This is a genomic window from Robertmurraya massiliosenegalensis JC6 (genome assembly GCF_000311725.1).
GTDB lineage: Bacteria > Bacillota > Bacilli > Bacillales > Cytobacillaceae > Robertmurraya > Robertmurraya massiliosenegalensis.
In genome coordinates this window covers 521,401-544,272 of sequence record NZ_HE978512.1, presented here as the reverse complement: position 1 = coordinate 544,272, position 22,872 = coordinate 521,401, and the positions used below count along the sequence as shown (strand labels likewise).

Here is a 22,872-nt window from a genome sequence, read left to right as displayed (position 1 = left end):
TTCCGGAAAAACCAGCAATAATTCCGGAAAGTGGCCATCGCCCCATTCTAGAAATCAATATGGTCTGGATCCGGTCCAACTCGATGATTGCGATTAAGTTCATCAATCGCAGTCATGTCCTCTGTCGTCAATTCGAAATCAAATATATTGGCGTTCTCGACAATGCGATGCTCTTTTGTTGATTTTGGAATGGTGACGACTCCGTTTTGTAGATCCCAGCGTAAAATAATTTGTGCGCTGGATTTATTGTATTTTTGCGCAATAGCTGTAATAACAGGGTGATCCAGAAGCTGTCCTTGCATTAACGGCGACCATGCTTCAAGCTGAATTCCATGCTTCTGGCAAAAGCTTTGAACTTCTTTTTGCGTTAAGTACGGATGGTACTCAACTTGGTTAATCATCGGTTTAATTTCAGCATCTTTCATTAAATCCTCTAAATGATGCACTTGGAAGTTGCTGACGCCAATGGCTTTTACTTTTCCATCCTTATAAAGAGTTTCAAGTGCTCGCCAAGCATCCTTATACTTTCCTTCAACAGGCCAGTGAATTAAATATAAGTCTAAGTAGTCTAGTCCGAGTCGTTGTAGACTTGCTTCATAGGCAGCTAATGTCGCTTCATATCCAAGGTCAGCATTCCACACTTTGGACGTTACAAAAAGCTCTTCTCTCGTAATCCCTGCTTCTACAAGTCCTTTGCGAATCCCTTCGCCGACCCCTTCTTCATTTCCATAAATCGATGCGGTATCAATGCTACGGTACCCATGCTTCATCGCAAATTTGACTGCATGGATCAATTCCGGTCCTTCTTCTACTTTAAATACGCCGATCCCAAACCAAGGCATTTTTACTCCATTTTTTAGTACGGTTGTAGATTGTAAATGTTGTGTCATGCTATTTTTCCTCCTCTGTAATCTTTTTTCATGTATTTCATGAAGAACGATCGTCTAGTTCGCATTCCTGTATGGTGAAAATGATGCGACGTCCTCCTGTTTTTCCAATTTTCTACTCCATCCTGTTAATAGTGCGGCCGCAGTTACCATGATTGCGCCCACCCATGTCGTATGGATGAGACCGATGGAGTCTGTGATGATGCCTCCTAAATAAGAACCAATGGCAATTCCGGCATTAAAGGCGGCGATATTTATGGCAGAAGCGACATCGACAGCTGAAGGAACAAAACGTTCGGCGAGCATAACGACATAGACTTGTAAGCCAGGTACATTCATGAATGCCATTAATCCCATTAAGAAAATAGTTAGCAGCCCTATGATTTTAAAAGGGGCTGTGAACATAAGGATAAAGAGCACAATCGCTTGAATGATAAACATATAAAATAATGCTTTTGTTGGTTGTCGATTAGACAGTTTCCCGCCAATCATATTTCCTATCGCTATCGCAATTCCATAAATAAACAAAATAATCGCAACAACACTGTCTTTAAAGCCAGTAATAGATTGTAGAATTGGGGATAAATAAGTGAAGACAACGAACGTTCCCCCATAGCCTAATGCTGTAATCAAAAAGACCAGCAATAAGCGTCCATTTTTAACTAATTTGACTTGCTCTTTGAATGAAGCCCCTTTTCCTTTAGGTAAATTTGAAGGGACAAGTACGCTGTTGGCAATAAAGGCAATAATGCCAATGATGACGATGACGATGAATGCCATTCTCCACCCAAATTGCTGTCCGATAAAGGTGCCAAAAGGGACTCCTGTCACGGTCGCAACAGTTAGTCCTGTAAACATCATCGAAATGGCGCTTGCTCGTCGATCTTCAGAGACAAGATTAGCAGCAATGGTGGAGCCAATCGACATGAAAATCCCGTGGGCAAATGCTGAAATGACACGAGCTGCTAAAAGAAGAGAAATGCTCGTGGCCCCAGCCGCAACACTATTCCCAATAATGAAAATGACCATAATCCATAGAAGAAGCGTCTTCCGCGAAATATTTGAGGTCAAAGAAGTTAGAATTGGTGCCCCAAAGGTAACACCTAAAGCGTATAAAGAAACGGTTAGACCTGCATACGTAACCGATATATTTAAATCATTAGCAATTAATGGCAATAAGCCAACGCTAATGAATTCTGTTGTACCAATAGCGAAAGCACTAATTGCTAACGCAAGTAAGGCAAAGGTATTTTTCCCTTTATTTATATCCATTGTGTTCCTCCATCTAAACAAAATCGATTCATCATGCTGCGCACCCGCCTAGATGGTCATCATCTATTTGGACATAATGAAATAGACTATCAATTTGAACCGGCAAATGTTATTATGAGCAATGAATGACAAAAAGAAAAGTACGCACTTTTAAGTAATATAGGTACCAAAAAGTTCTATAGGTACTTTTTAGTGCCTATAGTGTGATATGTGATAAAAATCAAGGAGATGTAAGATGGTGAAGAAGAAGTACAATATTTCAGTGGAAGCTACGCTCGAGGTTATCGGAGGAAAGTGGAAATGTGTGATTTTGTGTCATCTCACACATGGAAAGAAGCGAACGAGCGAATTGAAAAAATTAATGCCGGAAATTACTCAGAAAATGTTGACCCAACAATTGCGAGAACTAGAAGCGGATGGAGTCATTAATCGCATTGTCTATAATCAAGTCCCTCCAAAAGTTGAGTATGAATTAAGTGAGTATGGATGGAGTCTTGAGCATATTTTAAATGCTCTTTGTGATTGGGGAGAAACCCACATTACGAAAGTATATGGAGACAAATTTTCAGTCTTAGAAGAGAGTATTTTGAATGAGAATTTGAAATCGTAACAGAAAAAAATCGCATGCGCTTATAAAGCACATGCGATTTTTTTCTTAAGCGCTCTGTTTCCAGTCGGAAATGTCTTCTTCCAGAGCGATATTGTTTTCTCGATTCTTTTTCGCAGCGATAAAGAATAGTACCATGAGGATAGCAGTACCGATAAAACCGCCAATCCAAGAGGCATTCATAGACATCCTAAATCCAATTTGCGCATTAAGGATATAGGTAATAACCATCACGAGCATGAAAGCACCTGGAATAAGTGGGATGAAGTAATTCTTTTTGGCAATGTATAAGTACATCGCTCCCACAAATAATGCGATTACCGCTGTTGCTTGGTTCGCCCAACTAAAGTACCTCCACAAGATATTGAAATCAATTTGAGTTAATACGACAGATACAGCGAATAATGGAACAGCAATCCATAAACGGCTAGATAGTTTCTTTTGTGCAATATTAATATATTCGGCAATAATCATACGGGCACTGCGGAATGCTGTGTCCCCTGAAGTAATTGGAAGAATGACGACGCCGAGAATCGCAAGTGTTCCCCCAATTGCCCCTAACATTGCAGTGGATACTTCACTTACAACCGCACCTGGTCCACCAGCAGCTAACACTTCATTTAAGCCGTTGTAACCATTAAATAAACTCATCGCAGCTGCAGCCCAGATCATAGCGATAATTCCTTCTGCAATCATCATGCCGTAGAAAATTTTTCGTCCTTGTTTCTCTTTTTGAGTTGTACGAGAAATAATCGGAGTTTGCGTTGCATGGAATCCTGATAATGCCCCACATGTAATTGTAAAGAAAATTAATGGGAAAATCGGTGCATTGTCAGGGTGGAAATTCGATAATGATAATTCTGGAATTGGTGCTCCCGTTACTACTAAAGCGATTCCAACACCAAGTGCACTAACAACAAGTAATGCTCCAAAGTATGGATAGAAACGTCCAATAATTTTATCAACTGGTAAAAGAGTAGCTAAAATATAGTATAAGAAAATGGCGGCAATAATGATTCCTAATGCAATTTTTCCGTCCATGAGAACATGAAGTAAGCTTGCAGGTGTTGAAACAAACACCGTCCCTACTAATAAAAGAAGTAAAACAGCAAATGCATTAACAACATGCTTCATCGCTTTTCCTAAAAATTTGCTTGCAAGCTCAGGTAAGTGAGCTCCACGGTTACGAATGGAAATCATTCCTGTTAAATAGTCATGAACAGCACCAGCAAAAATACAGCCAATGACAATCCAAATGAAAGCAACTGGTCCGTAAAGCGCCCCCATTATTGGTCCGAAAATAGGACCCGTTCCCGCAATATTTAATAGCTGAATCAATGAGTTTTTCGGTGTGCTCATCGGCACGTAGTCAACACCATCACTATTCACATAAGCAGGCGTTGCACGCTCTTCCTTTACTCCAAATACTTTTTCAACAAATTTCCCATAAGTGAAATAACCAACAATCAAAAGAGCTATCCCCACTAAAAATGTAATCATGCGCTCTTCCCCCTTAAATATATAAATAAAGCGATTTCATTAAAATGTTGAATTCGTTCTTGATGTACCGTCTTTAGTATATAGGCGTTTTAAATTTATAGGGGGATTTGCGAACAAAACGTAGAAATTGAATATTATGATGCAAAATGTAAGGGTTATCATGCATGAAATGATAACCCTTACTTCAAGAAGGAGAACATCTTCTTTTTATTGAAGTAAAGAAGCAGGTCGTATTTTTTCTAGAAAGGTCATTAGATCCCCCAATTTATAATTTCAATAAAACCAAAGAAACAATTGAAAATGAACCTGATTATGTAACGGGTTTAGTTTAACATCATAGAAAAAAGCTTGAGAATTGTAAAATTCCACTCAAGCTTTTTGTGTGCGATTTTCAAGGTTAGTTCTACTATGAAATCGGATATTATGGGGGGATTAGAGTTATTGTCATGTCACTGGAACTGCTTTGAGCCCTTTGTAATCTTTAAATTTCCAACCGCGCTCTTAAGCCTTTAATATAATTGCGGCTAACAGGTAAAAGTTCCTTTCTTCCTGTAATCTCAAGCTGAAATGCCCCGTTAAACCATGGAGTCAAACGGACAACATAATCTAAGTTGACGAGAAAGCTTTTATGGATTCTGAAAAAACCGTGGGGGAGAAGTCGAGCCTCTAAGTCTTTAAGGGCTACTTTTGTCTCGTATTCTGTTTCCCTCGTTATAAGCTTGGTCATATTTTCTTCACGAACGATATAAAGAATATCTTTTGGTTCGATGTAAAAAATTTCTCCTTCTGTTTCAACAGCCAATTTTCCAGTAGATTTGACTGGTTCTGTCTCTTTCTGGGCAAAAATGATCTTTTCAATTCTTTGAATGGTTTCTTGCAGTTGCTCTTCATCATACGGTTTCAATAAATAATCGATTGCTTCATAGCGAAAAGCTTCTGCTGCAAATTGAGGATATGCTGTCGCAAAGACAACTAATGGGCTTTTCTTAAATTCTAGTAAAGCTTCCGCCACCTTCATCCCGTTCATTTTAGGCATTTCTACATCAAGAAAGACAACATCTGGTTGAAATTGAATTGCCTTCATGACTGCAGCTTCCCCAGAATCGGCTTCCCCGACAATTTTAATAGAAGGAAAAGCGCTTAATAAATGCTTCAATTCATCTCGGCTGTATGGCTCATCATCCACAATAAGTGTTCGTATCGATTTTTCCATGACTATTCCACCTTATCTGCTGGTAGGGAAAATGAAATTTCCGTACCGACATCGATTTCACTTTTAATTTGTAATGCGGCCGTCTCACCAAACATAATTATGAGACGGCGATTTACGTTATATAAAGCAAGTCCGGTGCCACTTTCAGATGTAATCGGATTTTTGCTTACTTGTTCTAATCTATCTTGTGGCATTCCGACTCCGTTATCCTTTATTTGAATAAAAGTATGTTCACTGTGCTTCTCGATGATGATTTCCAAAATGCAATTGTTCTCTTTATCCTTCATCCCATGCTTAATGGCATTTTCAACGAGAGGTTGAAGGGTAAGAGGTGGGATGATCTGTGTTAAAGCATCCTCATCAATTTGGTAAAAAACCTTCAGCTTATTGGTAAAACGGACTTCCTCGATCGCAAGGTAGGCTTTCACATGCTTTAGCTCTTGCTCAAGGGTTGTCACTTTTTCTGTTGTACTCGCTAAATTTTTGCGAATGAACTTGGATAAGGAAACAAGTAACTTTCTCGCCTTATCTGGATCCGTTCGCACAAGTGAAAGGATCGTGTTTAGTGAATTAAAGAGAAAGTGTGGACTAATTTGTGCTTGAAGTGCTTTGATTTCAGCTTCCTTTGCTAGATGATAGGCGTTGTCCGCATCGGCAATCTCAAGCTGATTACTTAAAAGTGTGCTGAGCCCTGTAATAAGTTCCATAATGACAGGAGTGACTTCTTTTTCCGAACGAAAATAAAATTTTAACGTACCAATGGTTTCTCCTCTTTGTTTTAGAGGAGCAATAACCGCTGCACCGAGTGGACATCCTTCGATGCGACAATGAATCATTTCTTTATTTGCGACAATGATTTCTCCTTTTTGGATCGCATCAATCGTGATCTCTGTTTGAATGGGGATGTTGGCACGATGATGATCCTCTCCCAATCCAACATGTGCGAGGATATCTGTTGTATTTGTGATCGCCACTGCACTCGTATTAATTTCTTTATGGAGGATATGGCAAACAGTCCGTGCGGAATCAAAGGTTAACCCTTTACGTAAATAAGCCAGCGTTTTGTCGGCAATTCTTAAAGTCTTTTGGGCAAGTGTGGCACCCGCTTTTTCTTCCTCATTGACAACGCTTTTTATGATCAAAAGAAAGAGTGCACTTCCTAGACCATTTGCGACAATCATCGGTAGTCCAATGATTTCGACAAGTGCGGCTGCCTTTTCAAATGGACGAGAAGTGAGCAAAATGATGATCATTTGCACCGTTTCCGCAATCGCACCAATCAGGAAGGCTGATTGTAAATGAAGCCGTTTGTTTCTTTTATGAAAGGCTCCTGAAATAATTCCTGCGACAATGGCAGCGAGTCCACAAGAGAAAGCGGTAAAGCCACCTAATGTGAAACGATGAATTCCGGCAATCAGTCCCGCACCGATTCCGACTTTATACCCTCCGAGGAGTCCGGCAATGACGATCCCGACCACACGGGAGTTCGCGATCGCTTCATCAGCAGCAAGTTCAGAGGCCCAAGGGTTAAATTGGAGACTATTAACACTCAACGTTAATCCGGAATAGGTCCCGATGATGCCGAAAAATCCGAAGAAGAGAATGGCGGTAATTTGTTGTTTTCGATGAAGTTGTTCTTGGTAAATCATATCGCGCGAGAAGCGAAATCTTGTCAAGATAAAGGCGATCATGACTAGAATTCCAAGACGCTCCACCATCGTGATCAACAATTCGAACATGAGAATACTCCTTTACTCACAGGAAAAATATTTAGTAGTGTTAATTATAAAGCATTCTAATGCTTTATAGCACGTCGTTCCCTCTACTAATTTACATGAACTTAAAAAAACCCTTCTTCGTCTTAACATAGCGTTTACAAATGATCTGTATAATTTTTCATAGGAAAATAGTTGTGTAATAGGAGGAATCCTTTTGAAAAAAAGCAGATTTAAAACATTAACATCTTTGAAAAATATGAAAGGATCGGGTGAGAAATTCATACAAAAGCTATCATTGGGGATGAGGTTATTTATTTTGTTCATCTCTCTCTTAATTCTAGCTGTTGTAGGTGTTGGCGTAAGCTCGTATATGAAAGCACAGGAAATCACGATGGACACGATCGAAAAAAGATTAGTGAGAGAAACGGAGCTAATTGGTTATATCGCAGAAAACTTGAAGTTTGTCTATGTTAGTGATGATGACTATTTTATGCAGCAGTTAGAAAGTAGTGTTCGTTCTCAACAAGAGGTGCTGAAGAGAGAGGGAATTGAATCGGAAGTTATGTACATAGCTGATGGAGCTGCTATTCCCTTCAAGATTAGTGAAAAAAGTCTTCCAAATCTATCACCAGAGCTGTTGAATGAAATGACCGGAATGAAAAATGGCCTTATGCATAAGACGATAGATCATAAGGAATATACGATCACTTTTCGAGAGTTAGAGGAAGTAGGTGGAATCTATGTAATGTTGATTCCAACGAACTCTTATTTGCAGCCTGTTCAACAAATGATCTATTTTATCCTCATTGGGATTGGAATTAGCGTGCTCGTTACGACGATTATTATTCTACTATTTGTTCGAACCATTACGAAACCTCTCAATATCCTACGTAATACGATGCGAGAGGTACGTGAAGGGAAATTCAAAATGACAACTGGAATTAAGACAACGATTCCAGAAATTACGTCATTACAAAAAAGCTATCATTCGATGATCGATCATATGAGTGGGATTATACATGAACTGCAAGAGACAACGAAGGAATTGTCTAAAACAGGTGGAGATTTAATGAAATCATCTGAGCAAACACTAGATTCAAGTCATCATCTAGTCTCTGCCATTGATTTGGTGAGACTGGGTGCAGAGCAAACGGCCAGTAGTTCAGAGGATAACGCCAATAGCTTTAAAGAGATGAAGCAATTAATTGAAGCAATGATTGCCAAAATGGAAGAGATTTTTACAAGTTCTCATAATATGAATCATACAGCTGAAGACGGCGAAGTGAATATAAAAGAGTTAATATCAATGATCTATCAGTTCGAGGAAGACTTTGAGCATTTGACGGGAACGATTACAGAAGTAAAGCAATTCTCCGGTTCGATCACGAAGCTTGTCGGTTTAGTGAGGGGAATTTCAGAGCAGACGAAGTTATTGGCACTGAATGCATCGATTGAAGCGGTGAGAGCAGGTGAAGCTGGAAAAGGATTCGCTGTTGTCGCTCAAGAAGTTCGTAAACTAGCAGAACAGTCTTCAAAAGCGACAGAAGATATATCCAATGCGATTGGGAAAATGGAAAATATCACAATTGGTGCAACGGAAGAATTTGAACAAATGCTTGCCAAAATTAATATCAATTTAAAAATGGCAAGTGCTTCAAGGAATTCCTTTGATGAACTAATGAAAGAAATTGGTGAAGAAAGTAGTCGATTACAAGGGATGAAGGAAGAATTGTCCCAGTTAGCTGGCATTTTACCAAAACTTGAACAAGCTACAGTAAGTTTTACATCGATTTCACAAGAAACGTTAGCGAGCTCTGAGGAAATGCTTTCTGTCAGCGAAGACCAAATTGAGCATATGGAAAATACGAATCACATTGGAACGAAGCTGCATCATTTATCACAAACACTAACAGAAATGGCCAATCGTTTTCAATTTGAAAAAGAAACAAGTACTGAAAAGGTGTAAAGTTAAATCACTCAGGGGGAGCATCCCTTGAGTGATTGTTTAGTTGAACTATTTTTTTGAGAACAATCCTCTTAATGCAAATCCGACATTTTGTGGTCTTTCAGCTAAACGGCGCATGAAATAGCCAAACCAATCATCCCCGAATGGGACGTAGACCCGCATATTATACCCTTCGTTTACAAGGCTTTCCTGCAGTTCTTCACGGAAACCATAGAGCATTTGAAATTCGAATTGATTACGAGGAATCTTGTTGTCTGCTGCAAATTTCTTTACCTTTGCAATAATATGGTGATCATGAGAAGCGATTGCCGTATAACTGCCACTTAGCAAATGTTCCTTAATGATGGTCATATAATTTTCATCTATCTCTTTTTTATCTTGATAGGCAACAGATGGATCTTCTTTATAGGCTCCTTTGACAAGTCGTAGAGGAATCCCTTTTAAAGCCCTTACATCATCAAGCGCACGATGCAAGTATGCTTGAATAACTGTCCCGACATGTTCAAAACCATACACTTCTCGAAGTTCTCGCAAAATATCTAATGTTACTTGGCAGTGAGCGTAGTCTTCCATATCGATTCGAACAAAATTATTTGTTCGTTTCGCCGCATCAAGAATCTGGCACATATTTTTTACACAAAAATCACGATCAATATCAAGGCCCAGTTGTGTCATTTTCACCGATAAATGACTTTGAACACCTGCTTTCCCGATCGCTTCAAGCGTGCGAACATTATATTCTGTCGCAAGCAATGCTTCTTCCGTACTACTGACAAACTCTCCTAAATGGTCTAAGGTGCATAAGATTCCTTTGTCATTGAGTTCCTTCACTGAATGAATGGCATCCTCAATCGTCATCCCTGCCACCACCTGTGCCGCTCCAAATTTCAATCCCCATTTTCTAGCAGCTTTGTTCAACCCTTTATGTTGAGATACATAGAGAAAAAAATTTTTAGAAACAGTCGCTAACATACCATTTCCCCCATTTATATATATTTTCCACTGGCAAACTTTCACCATAAAAACGGTGGTAATAAAGAATACACGCTGGTATTCATACTTTTGCAAAAATCGTGCCAATATTTAATATTTAGAAAATAATTGTTTGATAATGTTCGAAAAAGGATGAATCGTTTAGACGAAATCGTTAGCAATTTGCCTTCTACTTATTTTTAATAAGATGAATCTTTTCCGAAATTTCGTTAATAGCGATTAAGAAATTAATTCATTATATAAAATATTCTTTACATGTTGTTTTTGAGACTGTATTGTTTGGTTAACAAAAGTGTTTAGAAGTGTATACTTTTTATACAAAAATGAGGAATATTGCTTATATAAAAGGTGGGTCGATGTACATGGAAGATCGGTTTGCAATTCAAACGTTACATGCGATTTTATCTTCATTGGAAGAAGCGATTTCAGTCGTCAATACAAAGGGTGAATTGGTTTATTGGAATGAAGCGGCAGAAAGGACGTATCAAATAAAGAAAGAAGAAATTTTAGGTCGAAATATCCGCGACTTTTTTCAGCAAGAGGATGTTATGCACTTAAAGGTTTTAACGACACATAAGCCTGTCCGTGATGTCTACCATGTGCCTAGAGCAGACAAACATGTCCTGATCAGCACAAACCTTCTCTATAACGAAGAAAAAGAAGTGATCGGGAGCTTATCGATTGAAAAAGATATTACCTCAACCATTCAATTGAATGAAAAGTTATCATCTGCTTCAAAAGAATTACAGCAGTTAAGACAACATATCAACCAACAGCACGATGATCCATTTTCCAAAATAAAAGGGGTTCATGCCTCGATTCAACACCTTATTCATCAAGCAAAAAAAATGGCGAAGTCAGATGCAACCGTTCTCATTAGTGGCGAAAGTGGTGTAGGGAAGGAACTATTTGCTCATGCGATTCACGAGAAAAGTGTGAGGAAGGAGAAACCGTTTATCCCGATTAATTGTGGGGCCATTCCAAATGCCTTGTTTGAAAGTGAGCTCTTTGGCTATGAATCTGGTGCTTATACAGGTGCTTCGCGCGGTGGGAAACCGGGGAAATTAGAGCTGGCTAGTGGCGGAACACTATTTTTAGATGAAGTGGGAGAGCTTCCTCTAGATATGCAAGTGAAATTACTACGAGTTTTGCAAGATAAAGAAGTCTATCGCATTGGCGGACTTAATCCGAAAAAAGTTGATATTAGAGTGATTGCAGCGACTAATCGACCGTTAGAAAAAATGGTCGCAGAAGGAACCTTTCGTTCGGACTTATATTATCGTTTAAATGTATTTTCCGTAAAGATTCCACCTCTGCGGGAGAGAAGAGAGGATATTCCTTTACTCGTCTATGATTTTCTCGAAGAGTTTTCCTTCAAATATCAAAAACAAGATTACACCATAAATAAAGATGCATTATCGATCATGCTTGATTATGATTGGCCTGGTAATATTCGTGAGCTTCGCAATTTAATAGAAAGACTAGTCGTGTTGAACGAAAGTGGTGAAATAACAGAAACTGATCTTTATCAAGTCCTTCATGTCGGGGAGGAGCCTTCTGTTCATCTTGATTTACAGGTCGCTTCATTGACCGCAGAGAAAGAAAGGCTGGAGAAAGAACGAATTATGGAAACGCTCCAAAGTACATTTGGAAATAAGAGTATTACGGCAAAGAGATTAGGGATGTCACGTGCAACCCTTTATAAAAAAATGCGGAAGTACGGAATTGTATTTGAAAAATGATAGGGAGAGAGACGATGCAAATTCCTAGTTCATTTCGGAAAAAAATGATCGGAGCCTTTCGTGATCAAGGTTCACTCTGGTTAGAGAGTCTTGAAGAAAAAGTGAATCACTATTTAGCAAAATGGAATTTAATTTCTATGGGGCCTGTTTCAAATTTGTCTTACAACTATGTATTACATGTGATAGATGAAACCGGGGTGGAGCGGATTTTAAAAATCGCTCTCTCTAGCCGTGAAATGAAAAATGAAATCAGAGCATTGCAGGTATACGATGGGAACGGATGCTGTAAGCTTTTAAAAGCAGATGAAGAGAATGGAGTCATTCTGTTAGAAAAATTCGTTCCAGGAAGGATGCTTTCAGAGTTAAAGGACGAAGAGCAGGTACTAGAGCAATTTATGAAGGTTTGGAAAGCGATCCGACGAGAAGCGCCAAAGGAGTACGATCTCCCATCGATTGAACAATGGGCTTCTAAGCTTTTAGCTTGCAGACAAACAGAAGAATATGTAAACGGCCAATTTTCTGAGAAAATTCTAGGTCTAGCTGAGCGTTTTTTTGTGGAAATTAATGATCAAACAGAATTGCTCCATGGAGACCTCCATCATGAAAATATTCTTTTTTCCGAGGAGAAAGGGTGGATGGCGATTGATCCGAAGGGTGTGATGGGGGATCCGTATTTTGATGTCGTCTCGTTTCTTATGAACCATCTTCAGGAAAAAGAAAATCCGAAGAAAGTGCTCAGAGAAAGAATCGATACGCTTTCGTCGGGATTGTCATTTGACCGAGAACGACTCTTAAAAGCGGGATTAGCAATGACGACGTTGTCTGCCTTTTGGAGTGTGGAGGAATCAGATTCGAAATGGGTGCAAACCTATGAGTATGCTTTATGGTTTTGCGAATGGCTAGAAATGTAAGGAGGCTTGGTTATGATGGAACAATGGGAAAGGGCGACCTTTGCAGGAGGGTGTTTTTGGTGTATGGTCCAGCCTTTTGACGAACATCCTGGAATCAAAAGAGTGATTTCAGGTTACACAGGTGGGCATAAGGAGAATCCATCGTATGAAGAAGTGTGCTCTGAAACAACAGGCCATTATGAAGCTGTTCAAATTACCTTTGATCCGGCAGTTATGCCTTATGAGAAACTTCTTGAAATGTATTGGCAACAAATCGATCCAACAGATGCTGAAGGTCAATTTAATGATCGGGGCTCTTCATATCGAACGGCCATTTTTTATCATCATGAGGCTCAGAGAATAGCAGCAGAGAAATCGAAAGCAGGGTTAGCGGCAAGCGGCCAGTTTTCAAAGCCGATCGCGACAAAAATTTTACCAGCAAGTCCTTTTTATCCAGCAGAAGATAAACATCAAGAGTATTATAAAAAGAATCCTTTTCATTATCAATTGTATAAGGAAGGTTCAGGAAGAGCGCAATTTATTCGCGATAATTGGAAGAAACCGCCTTCAGAAGAGGAGCTTCGCAACATATTAACTCCTTTGCAGTATGAAGTAACTCGAAATAATGCGACAGAGCCTCCTTTTCAAAATGAGTATTGGGATCAGGAAGAGGAAGGCATTTACGTTGATATCATTTCTGGTGAACCATTGTTTAGCTCCCATGATAAATATGATGCAGGTTGTGGCTGGCCAAGCTTCACGAAACCACTCCGGCGAACGGAGTTGGAAGAGAAATTTGATACGACCCACGGAATGCGAAGGATTGAAGTTCGTTCGAAAACCTCTGACGCTCATCTTGGTCATGTCTTCGATGACGGACCTGGACCGGATCGGGCCCGCTATTGCATCAATTCAGCCGCATTGAAATTTATACCTAAAAGTAAGCTTGTGGAAGAAGGGTATGGCCAGTATTTGAACCATTTTGAATGAAAAGAGGCTGGGTCAAAAAGTCGGTGGTAACGATCTTTTGAATCTAGTTTGGAGTGGATAAAGCGTTCGTATCAACAGTTGGCGTATCGGTAGAAAAAACAACAGGAAAATTTCCGCTTAATGAGCAACCATCATGAAAAAGAGCCGAAATAACAGGAAAAACTCCTGCTATTCACCGAAAAAATACTAAAAGAAACGATTTTGCCCTCCATAAGCGGAAAATCTTCCGTTATTTTGCCTAAAAGGGAGTCCATCGAGGAGATAACAGGAAAAATTCCGCTTAAGGGCAAGAGATAGTTGAAGCAAAATAGAGTCTTTTAGTAGAAATTTAGATACAACGGAAATCGATTGGATTTTTGAAGGCTAATTTGCGTATCACTCGATTTTTTTATACGAGGAAAACCGAAGGTCTTGCGTTAATGGCAAAATGAACAGACAAAAATAGAGAAGGGTGAATTTGAGTATCCTCAGGATTCACCTTTCTCATTATTTTGAAGCTAGTTATGTCCAAGCCTCTTTGGTTATTTTTCAGATGCTTGAGCTTGATCTTTTTCCAGTAATACGATTAGTCCTGGTAACAGAACGCCTCGAATTAAGAAAGTATCCAATAAGATCCCAACTGCAACAATGAACCCAAATACAAATAGCAGTTCAACTGGCTGAGTCATAAGGACAGCGAAGGTAGCTGCTAAAATGAGTCCAGCTGATGAAATCACACCACCCGTGTTGGCGACAGCAATTTCTACTGCATCCCTGACAGAATGTTTTTTTCGTTCCTCTTGGAACCGGGAAACAAGCATAATGTTATAGTCAATTCCTAAGGCGACTAAAAACACGAATGAATACAGCGGGACGCGATCGCTGATAGAACGAATATCAAAGAATAGATGACTTAAAAATGTTCCAAGTCCTAAAGCGGCTAGAAAGGATATTAAAATGGTACCCATCATGTAAAGAGGCATTTTAAATGACCTGGTTAGGAAAATGAGTAAGACAAAGATGAGAATCGTTTCTAAAACAACAATGAGAATAACATCTCGATCATTGATCTTTCTGTCATCAACCTTTGAAGCAGTTTCGCCAGCAAAATATAGCTCTCCAGTAACATGGCTATCAGATAGGATTTTCTCGCTGCTAGCGATCATTTTTTCCAAGGCATCCATCGAGTTAATACTATAGGGATTACCTTCAAACGTTAAATTGTATTGAATGACCTTTTCGTCTTCCGTAACTCCGTTCACACGAACATTGCTAACAAGAGGTTGAGCGGCCAATATGGTCTTTAAATTTTCTTCTTGCTCGGCTGTTACAGCTTCTGTTGATTCGAATAAGACGGTCGTAGGCGCAAGGTCTCCTTTTTCAAACTGCTTTTCTAGAATTTCATAACCTTGACGGGAAGGCATATCTTCTGGAAATGACTTCATCGTGTCGAATTCATATTGTAGGTTGAATATATTGCTTGCAGCTATTAGTAAAATAATGCTGACAACAGCAACAGAGAGCCCAGGCTTTTTCGTAATAAGCCGCCCAACTTTTCCCCAAAAAGTCTGTCTTATCGTACTTTGCTCTCCTATTTTAGGAATTCTAGGCCAGAATGATTTTCTTCCGAATAATGTAAATAGGGCAGGGATTAATGTAATGGACGCAATCATGATGATCATCATAGTCGTTGCAAAAGTCGGTGCGAAATTACGATAGTCCCCTGATTGGGCAAAGAATAAAACAAGCATAGCGGCGAGTACAGTCCCACCGGAGAAAAACACTGGCATGCCCGTTTCTCTCATTGCGATTTGCATGGCCTCATATTTGCTTGCATGTGTTTTCAATTCTTCACGGTAACGTGAGAATACGAATAAGGAATAATCAATGACCGCTGCAAATAAGAGTATGGACATGATCGATACGGTTTGACTACTGATCGCCAAGCCGCCTTTTCCCATAATCCCAAGTGTTTGTGTGACAACTTGATAGACAAATACAGCTCCAAAGAGTGGGATAAGGGCTAATAATGGTGAACGGTAGATCACAATCAATAGGACTAAAATGATCCCGACAGTTGAAAAGATAAGAACTAAATCAGCGCGGGAAAACAAATCTACGGTATCAGTCGCAATTCCGGCTGGCCCTGTCACATACATTTCTAAATCAGAAGAGTCTTTTACGATTTGCCTCATTTGTGTCATTGCCTTTTGCATTTCCTTCGTTTCTAAGGAAGAATCAAAGGTCATCGGAATTAAAGCCGTTGTTTGATCTTCTGAAAAGAATTCAGTTGTTGCTTGAGGTGGCAGGTGTGATAAGGGAACGACTTGTTGCAATCCTGGAATTTTTGCCTTTTCGAATTCATCAATAACAGCAGTTAGAACCGGAAGGCTTACTTTACTGTCCTTTGACTGAAAAACCAAAATGGCAGGGATACCCTCATCATCTTTAAAATACTTTGCCACTTTTGCTTGAGCGACAACAGATTGAGCGTCTTCAGGAAGTGTATCTACTTTCGAAACTTGATAGTCATGGATGCTAGGTGCAAATAAAGTCAAGGAAACGGTTGCAATGAGCCAAATGGCTAAAGTGATCCACATTCCCTTTTTGGTTGTAACACGATCAGTGATCGCTTGTATGAATGTTTTCATCGTATAATCCTTTCTAAAATTACCTAAAGTATCACAAGTGTCACTTTAGGTGAAGCAATAGTAACACTTGTGTCACTAACATTATCTTTCAAAGTAACACAAGTGTCAATTAATGAATTTGTAAAATTCCGTTGCAAAGGATCTCTTTTAGAGATTGAACCCATACGGAATGAGGAATATCAAAATGATTAGGGATCATAATTGATTGAAAGATAAACCCTAATATCAAGGCATCTGGGATTGATGGCTTCAACTTCTGTTCCTCTCTGCCAAGGTCAATAAATCCTTGGAGGTGCTTGTACATTTCGAGGCGAAGGTCTTCTAGCTTAAAGAAATCTTCTTTGACCTTTATGTTTTCGTTAGTGGGAATACGCTGCCCTATCTCAATTAATCGTGGAACCGATGGATTTTTAAAGATTAAATCCAGTAAAAAAGTTAATTTTTCGTCAAAGGTAGAATATTGTTCAATTTCCAATAGCTCTACAAGAAAAAGGTTCATTTCATATCTCATAAAATGGATAACTAGTTCTTCACGGTTATCGAAATATTTATAAATAGCCCCTCTGGAAATATCCAATCGTTCTGCTAAAAGACTAAAATTAAATCCCTCATAACCTTGTTGAAGCAAAATATGTTTTGTTGCATGATATAAATCTTCTGTTGAGAATTTACGATCACGTGCCATTGGGTCACCCCCTAGCCATTATTATAATGCAATAAAATATACAAAGAAATAATTGTTTGTTCTTTGTCATGATCGTTATGTTTAATCAAACGTAACAGTTATCTACAAACTGAGCTCATAAAAATGGAAATACTATGCAAATTAGACGGAGATATCGATCAAATACGATTGTTTTGCTTGCTTGCGAATTCATCTAGAAAAACAGGTCAAAATAACGTTGAGATCGAATTTTATAGGGGGTTTACATGGATAAGAATTTATGGAAAAATCCCGTTTTTTCAATATCAGCCGCCATTATTATGATTCTTGTGATCATTGGGGCGATTGCACCTGTGAAATTCGGGGAAATTGCTGGAAGACTATTTAACTTCACAACGGTTAATTTCGGCTGGTTCTATCTTCTTGCGGTCTTTATCCTCATTATCTTCTTAATAGGATTGGCTTTTAGTAAATATGGAGGCATTCGTTTAGGAGGAGAGGAAGAGCGTCCTGAATTTTCATTTTTTACATGGATTGGCATGTTGTTCTCTGCCGGATTTGGAGCAGGTCTCGTCTTTTGGGGTGTAGCTGAGCCAATGAGTCATTTTTTCTCTACCCCATTTGCTGGAGTTGAACCTCAAACCGAGGAAGCGGCTAGAATCGCGATGGGCTATTCCTTTTTCCATTGGGGAATCAGTCAATGGTCCGTTTTTGCGATTGTCGGACTCGTGATTGCCTTTCTCCAGTTTCGTAAAAATAAAAATGGACTTGTTTCCACTGCGCTTGAACCGGTTGTCGGGGACAAACCAATTGTAAAAAGTTCCATAGATACGCTATCTGTTATAGCGACCGTCATGGGGATAGCAACATCCTTAGGACTAGGTGTCCTGCAAATGGCGGGTGGACTTCACAGTGTATGGGGGACAGGCAATTCTTTTATGATTCAATTGATCATTATATTTATCATTTTTGTTGCCTATATGTTGTCTTCTACAACTGGTTTGGATAAGGGAATTCGCTTTTTAAGTAATTTGAATTTAGGACTTGCCATTCTTCTCCTTTTGTTTGTTTTGATTACAGGCCCAACCGTGATGATTTTAGAAAGCTTTACATTAGCAATTGGTGATTATTTTGCTAATTTTATTCAATACAGTTTGCGCATGCAACCTTATAAAGGGGGAACATGGGTCCGTGATTGGACGATTTTCTATTGGGCATGGGCGATTGCATGGTCTCCCTATGTAGGAGCGTTCGTGGCTCGTGTCTCCAGAGGAAGAACCATTCGAGAGTATATTATGGGGGTAATGATTATCCCGCCTTTAATTGCTTGTCTTTGGATTGCTGCTTTCGGTGGGACGGCTCTTTGGAATGATTTAAATACACAAGCAGGGATAGCAGAGGCAGTTAATGCAGATATTACAACAGCTTTGTTTACGACCTTTAACCAATTGCCATTATCAACTTTGATGTCAATTCTTGCGATTCTATTGATCTTTACCTTTTTAGTGACATCAGCCGATTCAGCTACTTATATTCTATCGAGTATGACGACATCTGGCAGCTTGCATCCTCCGCAAGTCGCAAAGTTTGTGTGGGGATTTTTGATGTCAGCGATTGCTACGGTTTTGCTATATGCAGGGGGGCTTGAAGCCCTACAAACGGCTTCATTGATTGCGGCTCTTCCGTTTACGGTTTTATTATTAATGTTAACGTTAGCTATTGTGAAATTGTTGAAGCATGAACCACTCCCGATTCGGAAAGCTGATTTAAGCCGATTCCGACGACTTGAAAAAGCTGCAAATAAAAAAAATAAGACGTAGTGAAAAAGGTCATGTTGAGAAATTTTCAACATGACCCTTTGCTCTTTACCCTTGATTCTCGATCACAAGGTTTTTTTGTTTACTCGCATACATGTGGAACATAAAGATCGCAATGATCGATAAGATGATCCCACTCAAATATGGCAGTCCGATAGAGATGGAGAAGAGCCATCCTCCTAATGGTGGTCCGATGATTCTGCCGAGAGAATCAAAGGATGAGAGCATGCCTGTTGTACTTCCGTGACCAGTACTTGATTTCTTCGTAAGCAATGAGGATACTCCTGGTCGGATAAGTCCATTTCCTACACCGAACACCGTTAAATAAAGAGCGGCTGTCCAAAAGGAATTGGAAAGGAGAATCAGACCGAATCCGATCCCAGAAATGACGATGCCCATTTGAATAACAGGCCCTTCGCCATAACGTTTCGTGAGTTTTCCAATTAAACCACCTTGGACAAATGCCTGAGCCAGTCCCATAATCATAAAAATATACCCTAGTTTGACGGCGTCTAGGCCAGCTTTGACAGCTGCAAAATAGGCAAAGGTTGCTTCTAATCCTGCTAATGAAATCGAGACAAACAGCTGTAAGAAAAAGAGCAACGAGACAGGGCTATTGAACGCTTCCTTCCACGGAGTCTTTCGCTTAGAGGTATGTTTGCGATCTTCGACTTGTAAGGATTCTTTTAAAATAAAGAAAACCAAAAAGAAAGTGAAAAGTGAAGAGGCTCCAGCAATATAGAATGGCAGGCTTAATGCGATTTCGGAAAAGACTCCACCGACAGCAGGACCGAAGATAAAACCAAGACCAGTGGCTGCTCCAATCATTCCCATTCCTTTCCCTCTGTTCTCCTCAGACGTAATGTCTGCCACATAGGCCATCACAGTAGGCATGTTCGCAGAAGAAAGAAAACCGCCAAGAATTCTAGCTAAAAAAAGCATCCAAAGGTGATGAGAGATAGCCATAAGGAAAAAGGACAACGCTAATCCTAATATTCCGATCATGATCACTGGTTTACGACCGATCCGATCAGAAATTCGTCCCCACATCGGTGCAAAGAGAAACTGCATAATTGAATAAACAGCCATTAATAACCCTAACTCAGTAGGGGATGCCCCGATATTTTCAGCATAAAAAGGAAGTACGGGAATAATAATGCCAAAACCGACCATCACTAGAAACATAACGATAAATAAGATAGGTAACGCTTTCTTTGATTCCAAAAATTTTCACTCCGAGCATTCTTAAATGATGTTTAGATGATACATTTTTCTACAATATTGAAATGGTGCAAACATAATTTCTAATAAATTATACCATTGTGAAGGTGGAAAAAAGAAATTCAATTATGAACACTTTTCTTGAGTAAGGAAAAGGTCATAAAGGTGCATAGGAAGAAGGTAACGTTTTCCATCCTGTTCGGTAGGATGTTAGAGCATCTGCTAACATTTTTAAGAATGTTTCTAATATGAAATAGCTCTCACTAGTTGAAGCTTGAATATCCGGAATATTCATGAAATATCCGATTTGTTTGACACTTGCTTTTCCCCTAGACTGGTTATATGCCGCCTTTTTACACTTGCTTTTCCTCAGCTTAACTTCGATCGTTGCCTTATTTAATTCTTATTGAAACAGATTCTACCAATCTAAAATATTTGAACATTCTTAGGGGGTTTGATCATTGAAGAAATTTTATACAGGAATAGTCATATGTCTTTTGATGCTGAGCGTAGTGGCTTGTTCATCAACGTCATCAGGATCTGAAGGAGATATGTCTACACTGGAAAAGGTGAAAGAAGAAGGTAAAATCACAGTGGGATTTTCTGGAGAAGTCCCGTACGCATATGAAGATGAAAACGGCAATTTAACAGGGCAATCGGTTGAAGTGGCAAGAGCGGTTTTTGAAAAGCTAGGCATTGAGGAAATGGACGGGAAGTTAACGAAGTTTGGCTCTCTCATACCAGGATTGCAGTCAGGAAACTTTGATATTATTACGGCTGGCATGTACATAACACCTGATCGTTGTAAGCAAATTGATTTTGGAGAACCTGAGTATAGTATTGGAGAGGCTCTAGCTGTTCAAAAGGGCAACCCACATAATCTACATAGCTATGAAGATATTGCTAATAATCCAGAGGTAAAAATATCTGTGATGAACGGAGCGATTGAAATTGATTATCTAAAAGCGGCAGGTGTATCAGAGGATCAAATGGAAATCGTTCAGGACATTCCTTCCAATATTGCTGCGCTTGAATCAGGACGAGTGGATGCAATCACGATGACAGGACCGACATTGGAATCAGCTCTTGAAACGGCGAATGCAAAAAATATTGATCGAGTTGAGGAGTTTTCACAACCAATAGTAGACGGTGAGAGTGTTCGTGGCTATGGTGCGGCAGGCTTTGCAATTGAAGATGATGAGCTGAGAGAAGCTTATAATGAAGCGCTTCAAGAATTAAAGGATTCAGGAGAACTACTAGATATTATAAGTGAATTCGGCTTTACAGAAGCGGACCTACCAGGAGATATGACAGCACAACAACTTTGTGAAAGCTAAGATTAGATCCATTGGCAGGCGCTCGAAGTGAGTGCCTGTTTTTGGATAACAGGCTTTTAGAGTAGATAATCGAAAGGATGTGAGGATGAATGAGTGCATATTTAGACATCGTCCCGAAAATTCTCCCCGGAGTGATTGTCACCATTGAAATTTTACTAGCTGCTTCATGCCTTGCCATTGTTGTGGCGTTTATTGCAGGGCTAGGAAGAATTTCAAGGTTTGCGTTTATTAGAAGAATCACCGCAGTATATGTGGAATTGTTTAGAGGTACATCGTTACTTGTACAACTCTTTTGGATTTTCTTTGCTTTACCAGCTTTCGGATTTCAATTTACACCATTTTTAGCAGGAGTGGTGGCCCTTGGTCTTAACTATGGTGCCTATGGATCGGAAATTGTAAGGGGAGCGATCATGGCCATTCCGCAAGGTCAAACGGAGGCATCAATCGCTCTAAATATGACCCGCTGGCAAAGACTGAGATTAGTCATCTTGCCACAGGCCATTCGAATGATGCTCCCTGGATTTGGAAATACCTTAATTGAACTTTTAAAAGGAACTTCCTTAGTGTCACTTATTACACTGACTGATTTAACCTACAAAGGGCTAATCCTACAGAATACCAACCTTAGCTATACATTCCCTGTTTTTATTGTTCTATTAGTCTTGTACTTTATTATTGCCTTACCGCTCATTATTGGCGTGCGTAAATTGGAAAAGAATGCATCGAGAGGAGTGGTTAGAGCATGACCTGGGATTGGGATTTTGCCATTCAAGTATTCCCCGAAATTGCTTCTGCGGTATGGCTTGTCATTGGCATTACATTTGGTGCCTATATCTTTTCTCTTATATTTGGCTTGGTCTTAACATTTGCGAGAAGATCAAGATTTAAGCTACTGTCGCTTACTACCTATGGATTTATTGAATTTATAAGAAGTACTCCGCCGTTAGTGCAATTATTTTTCGTATTCTTTGCTCTTCCTGCGCTTGGTATTTCCTTTGATAAATATACAGCGGGCATTCTGACTCTAGGAATCCACTATAGTACATATTTATCAGAGGTATATCGTTCAGGGATTGAGGCGGTGCCTAAGGGACAATGGGAGGCAGCAAAGGCAATGAACTTCACGAAGACGCAAACGTGGTTCAAAGTCATTCTTCCACAAGCGATCCCACCCGTTATTCCGATGATGGGGAACTATTTGCTCGTGCTCTTTAAAGAAACGCCTATTTTGATGGCGATCGGTGTTGGCGAATTTTTGCAAGAGGCACAGTTAATTGGCGCAGCCCATTTTAAATATTTAGAACCGATTACCATTGTTGGACTCTTGTTCTTATTGCTAAGTTACCCTTCTGCCTTATTAATTAATAAGCTTGAAAAGAAGGCGAAACTGGGCTTCGGTGCAAGAAAAGAATTGAAAGGATGATG

The 22,872-nt window shown here is 39.5% G+C and carries 18 protein-coding genes; 9 read left to right on the top strand and 9 right to left on the bottom strand.

Going from position 1 to position 22,872, the window contains the following annotated elements; all coding sequences use genetic code 11:
• Positions 1-47: 47 nt before the first annotated feature.
• Positions 48-890 carry an aldo/keto reductase gene (locus BMSHG_RS08910; protein WP_019154101.1) on the bottom strand — a complete coding sequence of 281 codons (843 nt, stop codon included), beginning with the start codon at positions 888-890 and terminating at the stop codon, positions 48-50.
• Between the two features lie 54 nt (positions 891-944).
• Positions 945-2,159, bottom strand: a complete 1,215-nt coding sequence (locus BMSHG_RS08905; protein WP_019154100.1) for an MFS transporter — start codon at positions 2,157-2,159, stop codon at positions 945-947.
• A gap of 235 nt (positions 2,160-2,394) precedes the next feature.
• On the opposite strand from BMSHG_RS08905, the gene BMSHG_RS08900 reads away from it, so the two are divergent.
• Positions 2,395-2,769, top strand: a complete 375-nt coding sequence (locus BMSHG_RS08900; protein ID WP_019154099.1) for a winged helix-turn-helix transcriptional regulator — start codon at positions 2,395-2,397, stop codon at positions 2,767-2,769.
• Positions 2,770-2,814: 45 nt separating this feature from the next.
• Here BMSHG_RS08900 and BMSHG_RS08895 read toward each other — a convergent pair whose 3' ends face one another.
• The 3 genes from BMSHG_RS08895 to BMSHG_RS08885 all read right to left on the bottom strand — a co-directional run bounded on the left by BMSHG_RS08895 (position 2,815) and on the right by BMSHG_RS08885 (position 7,218).
• Complete coding sequence (locus BMSHG_RS08895; RefSeq protein ID WP_019154098.1) at positions 2,815-4,266, bottom strand: carbon starvation CstA family protein; 1,452 nt, start codon at positions 4,264-4,266, stop codon at positions 2,815-2,817.
• 481 nt (positions 4,267-4,747) lie between these two features.
• Entirely contained in the window at positions 4,748-5,479 is a 732-nt protein-coding gene (locus BMSHG_RS08890) for a LytR/AlgR family response regulator transcription factor (protein ID WP_019154097.1), read from the bottom strand.
• A gap of 2 nt (positions 5,480-5,481) precedes the next feature.
• The gene (locus BMSHG_RS08885) at positions 5,482-7,218 is read right to left on the bottom strand and encodes a LytS/YhcK type 5TM receptor domain-containing protein (protein WP_019154096.1); all 1,737 of its coding nucleotides are present in this window, start codon (positions 7,216-7,218) and stop codon (positions 5,482-5,484) included.
• A 193-nt stretch (positions 7,219-7,411) separates the two neighbouring features.
• Here BMSHG_RS08885 and BMSHG_RS08880 point away from each other — a divergent pair, with 193 nt between their 5' ends.
• Entirely contained in the window at positions 7,412-9,163 is a 1,752-nt protein-coding gene (locus BMSHG_RS08880) for a methyl-accepting chemotaxis protein (RefSeq protein ID WP_019154095.1), read from the top strand.
• A gap of 48 nt (positions 9,164-9,211) precedes the next feature.
• On the opposite strand, the gene BMSHG_RS08875 is transcribed toward BMSHG_RS08880, so the two are convergent.
• Entirely contained in the window at positions 9,212-10,135 is a 924-nt protein-coding gene (locus BMSHG_RS08875) for a proline dehydrogenase family protein (RefSeq protein ID WP_019154094.1), read from the bottom strand.
• A gap of 377 nt (positions 10,136-10,512) precedes the next feature.
• On the opposite strand from BMSHG_RS08875, the gene BMSHG_RS25970 reads away from it, so the two are divergent.
• Genes BMSHG_RS25970 through msrA form a run of 3 tightly spaced genes read left to right on the top strand, consistent with a single transcriptional unit; the run spans position 10,513 to position 13,778 of the window.
• On the top strand, positions 10,513-11,898 hold the full coding sequence (locus BMSHG_RS25970; protein ID WP_034658644.1) for a sigma-54 interaction domain-containing protein: 1,386 nt from the start codon (positions 10,513-10,515) through the stop codon (positions 11,896-11,898).
• A gap of 14 nt (positions 11,899-11,912) precedes the next feature.
• Entirely contained in the window at positions 11,913-12,809 is an 897-nt protein-coding gene (locus BMSHG_RS08865) for an aminoglycoside phosphotransferase family protein (RefSeq protein ID WP_019154092.1), read from the top strand.
• 12 nt (positions 12,810-12,821) lie between these two features.
• A complete protein-coding gene (gene msrA / locus BMSHG_RS08860; protein WP_019154091.1) occupies positions 12,822-13,778 on the top strand; it encodes a peptide-methionine (S)-S-oxide reductase MsrA in 957 nt (318 codons plus the stop codon).
• A 521-nt stretch (positions 13,779-14,299) separates the two neighbouring features.
• Here the strand turns inward: msrA and BMSHG_RS08855 are convergent.
• Together BMSHG_RS08855 and BMSHG_RS08850 are read right to left on the bottom strand one after the other, a co-directional pair.
• A complete protein-coding gene (locus BMSHG_RS08855; protein ID WP_019154090.1) occupies positions 14,300-16,408 on the bottom strand; it encodes an MMPL family transporter in 2,109 nt (702 codons plus the stop codon).
• A gap of 109 nt (positions 16,409-16,517) precedes the next feature.
• Positions 16,518-17,093 carry a TetR/AcrR family transcriptional regulator gene (locus tag BMSHG_RS08850; RefSeq protein WP_019154089.1) on the bottom strand — a complete coding sequence of 192 codons (576 nt, stop codon included), beginning with the start codon at positions 17,091-17,093 and terminating at the stop codon, positions 16,518-16,520.
• 245 nt (positions 17,094-17,338) lie between these two features.
• Here BMSHG_RS08850 and BMSHG_RS08845 point away from each other — a divergent pair, with 245 nt between their 5' ends.
• A complete protein-coding gene (locus BMSHG_RS08845; protein WP_019154088.1) occupies positions 17,339-18,892 on the top strand; it encodes a BCCT family transporter in 1,554 nt (517 codons plus the stop codon).
• A 45-nt stretch (positions 18,893-18,937) separates the two neighbouring features.
• On the opposite strand, the gene BMSHG_RS08840 is transcribed toward BMSHG_RS08845, so the two are convergent.
• A complete protein-coding gene (locus BMSHG_RS08840) occupies positions 18,938-20,113 on the bottom strand; it encodes a tetracycline resistance MFS efflux pump (protein ID WP_019154087.1) in 1,176 nt (391 codons plus the stop codon).
• Between the two features lie 458 nt (positions 20,114-20,571).
• Here BMSHG_RS08840 and ehuB point away from each other — a divergent pair, with 458 nt between their 5' ends.
• From ehuB to ehuD, 3 genes are all read left to right on the top strand, one after another.
• Positions 20,572-21,447: an ectoine/hydroxyectoine ABC transporter substrate-binding protein EhuB gene (gene ehuB / locus BMSHG_RS08830; RefSeq protein ID WP_019154085.1), complete on the top strand. Its 876-nt coding sequence runs from the start codon at positions 20,572-20,574 to the stop codon at positions 21,445-21,447.
• 89 nt (positions 21,448-21,536) lie between these two features.
• Positions 21,537-22,193 (top strand): ectoine/hydroxyectoine ABC transporter permease subunit EhuC, encoded by a 657-nt coding sequence (gene ehuC / locus BMSHG_RS08825; protein ID WP_019154084.1) that lies wholly within the window; start codon positions 21,537-21,539, stop codon positions 22,191-22,193.
• Positions 22,190-22,870 carry an ectoine/hydroxyectoine ABC transporter permease subunit EhuD gene (gene ehuD / locus BMSHG_RS08820; RefSeq protein WP_019154083.1) on the top strand — a complete coding sequence of 227 codons (681 nt, stop codon included), beginning with the start codon at positions 22,190-22,192 and terminating at the stop codon, positions 22,868-22,870. The genes ehuC and ehuD overlap by 4 nt, the downstream gene beginning before the upstream one ends.
• The last annotated feature ends 2 nt before the right edge of the window (positions 22,871-22,872 follow it).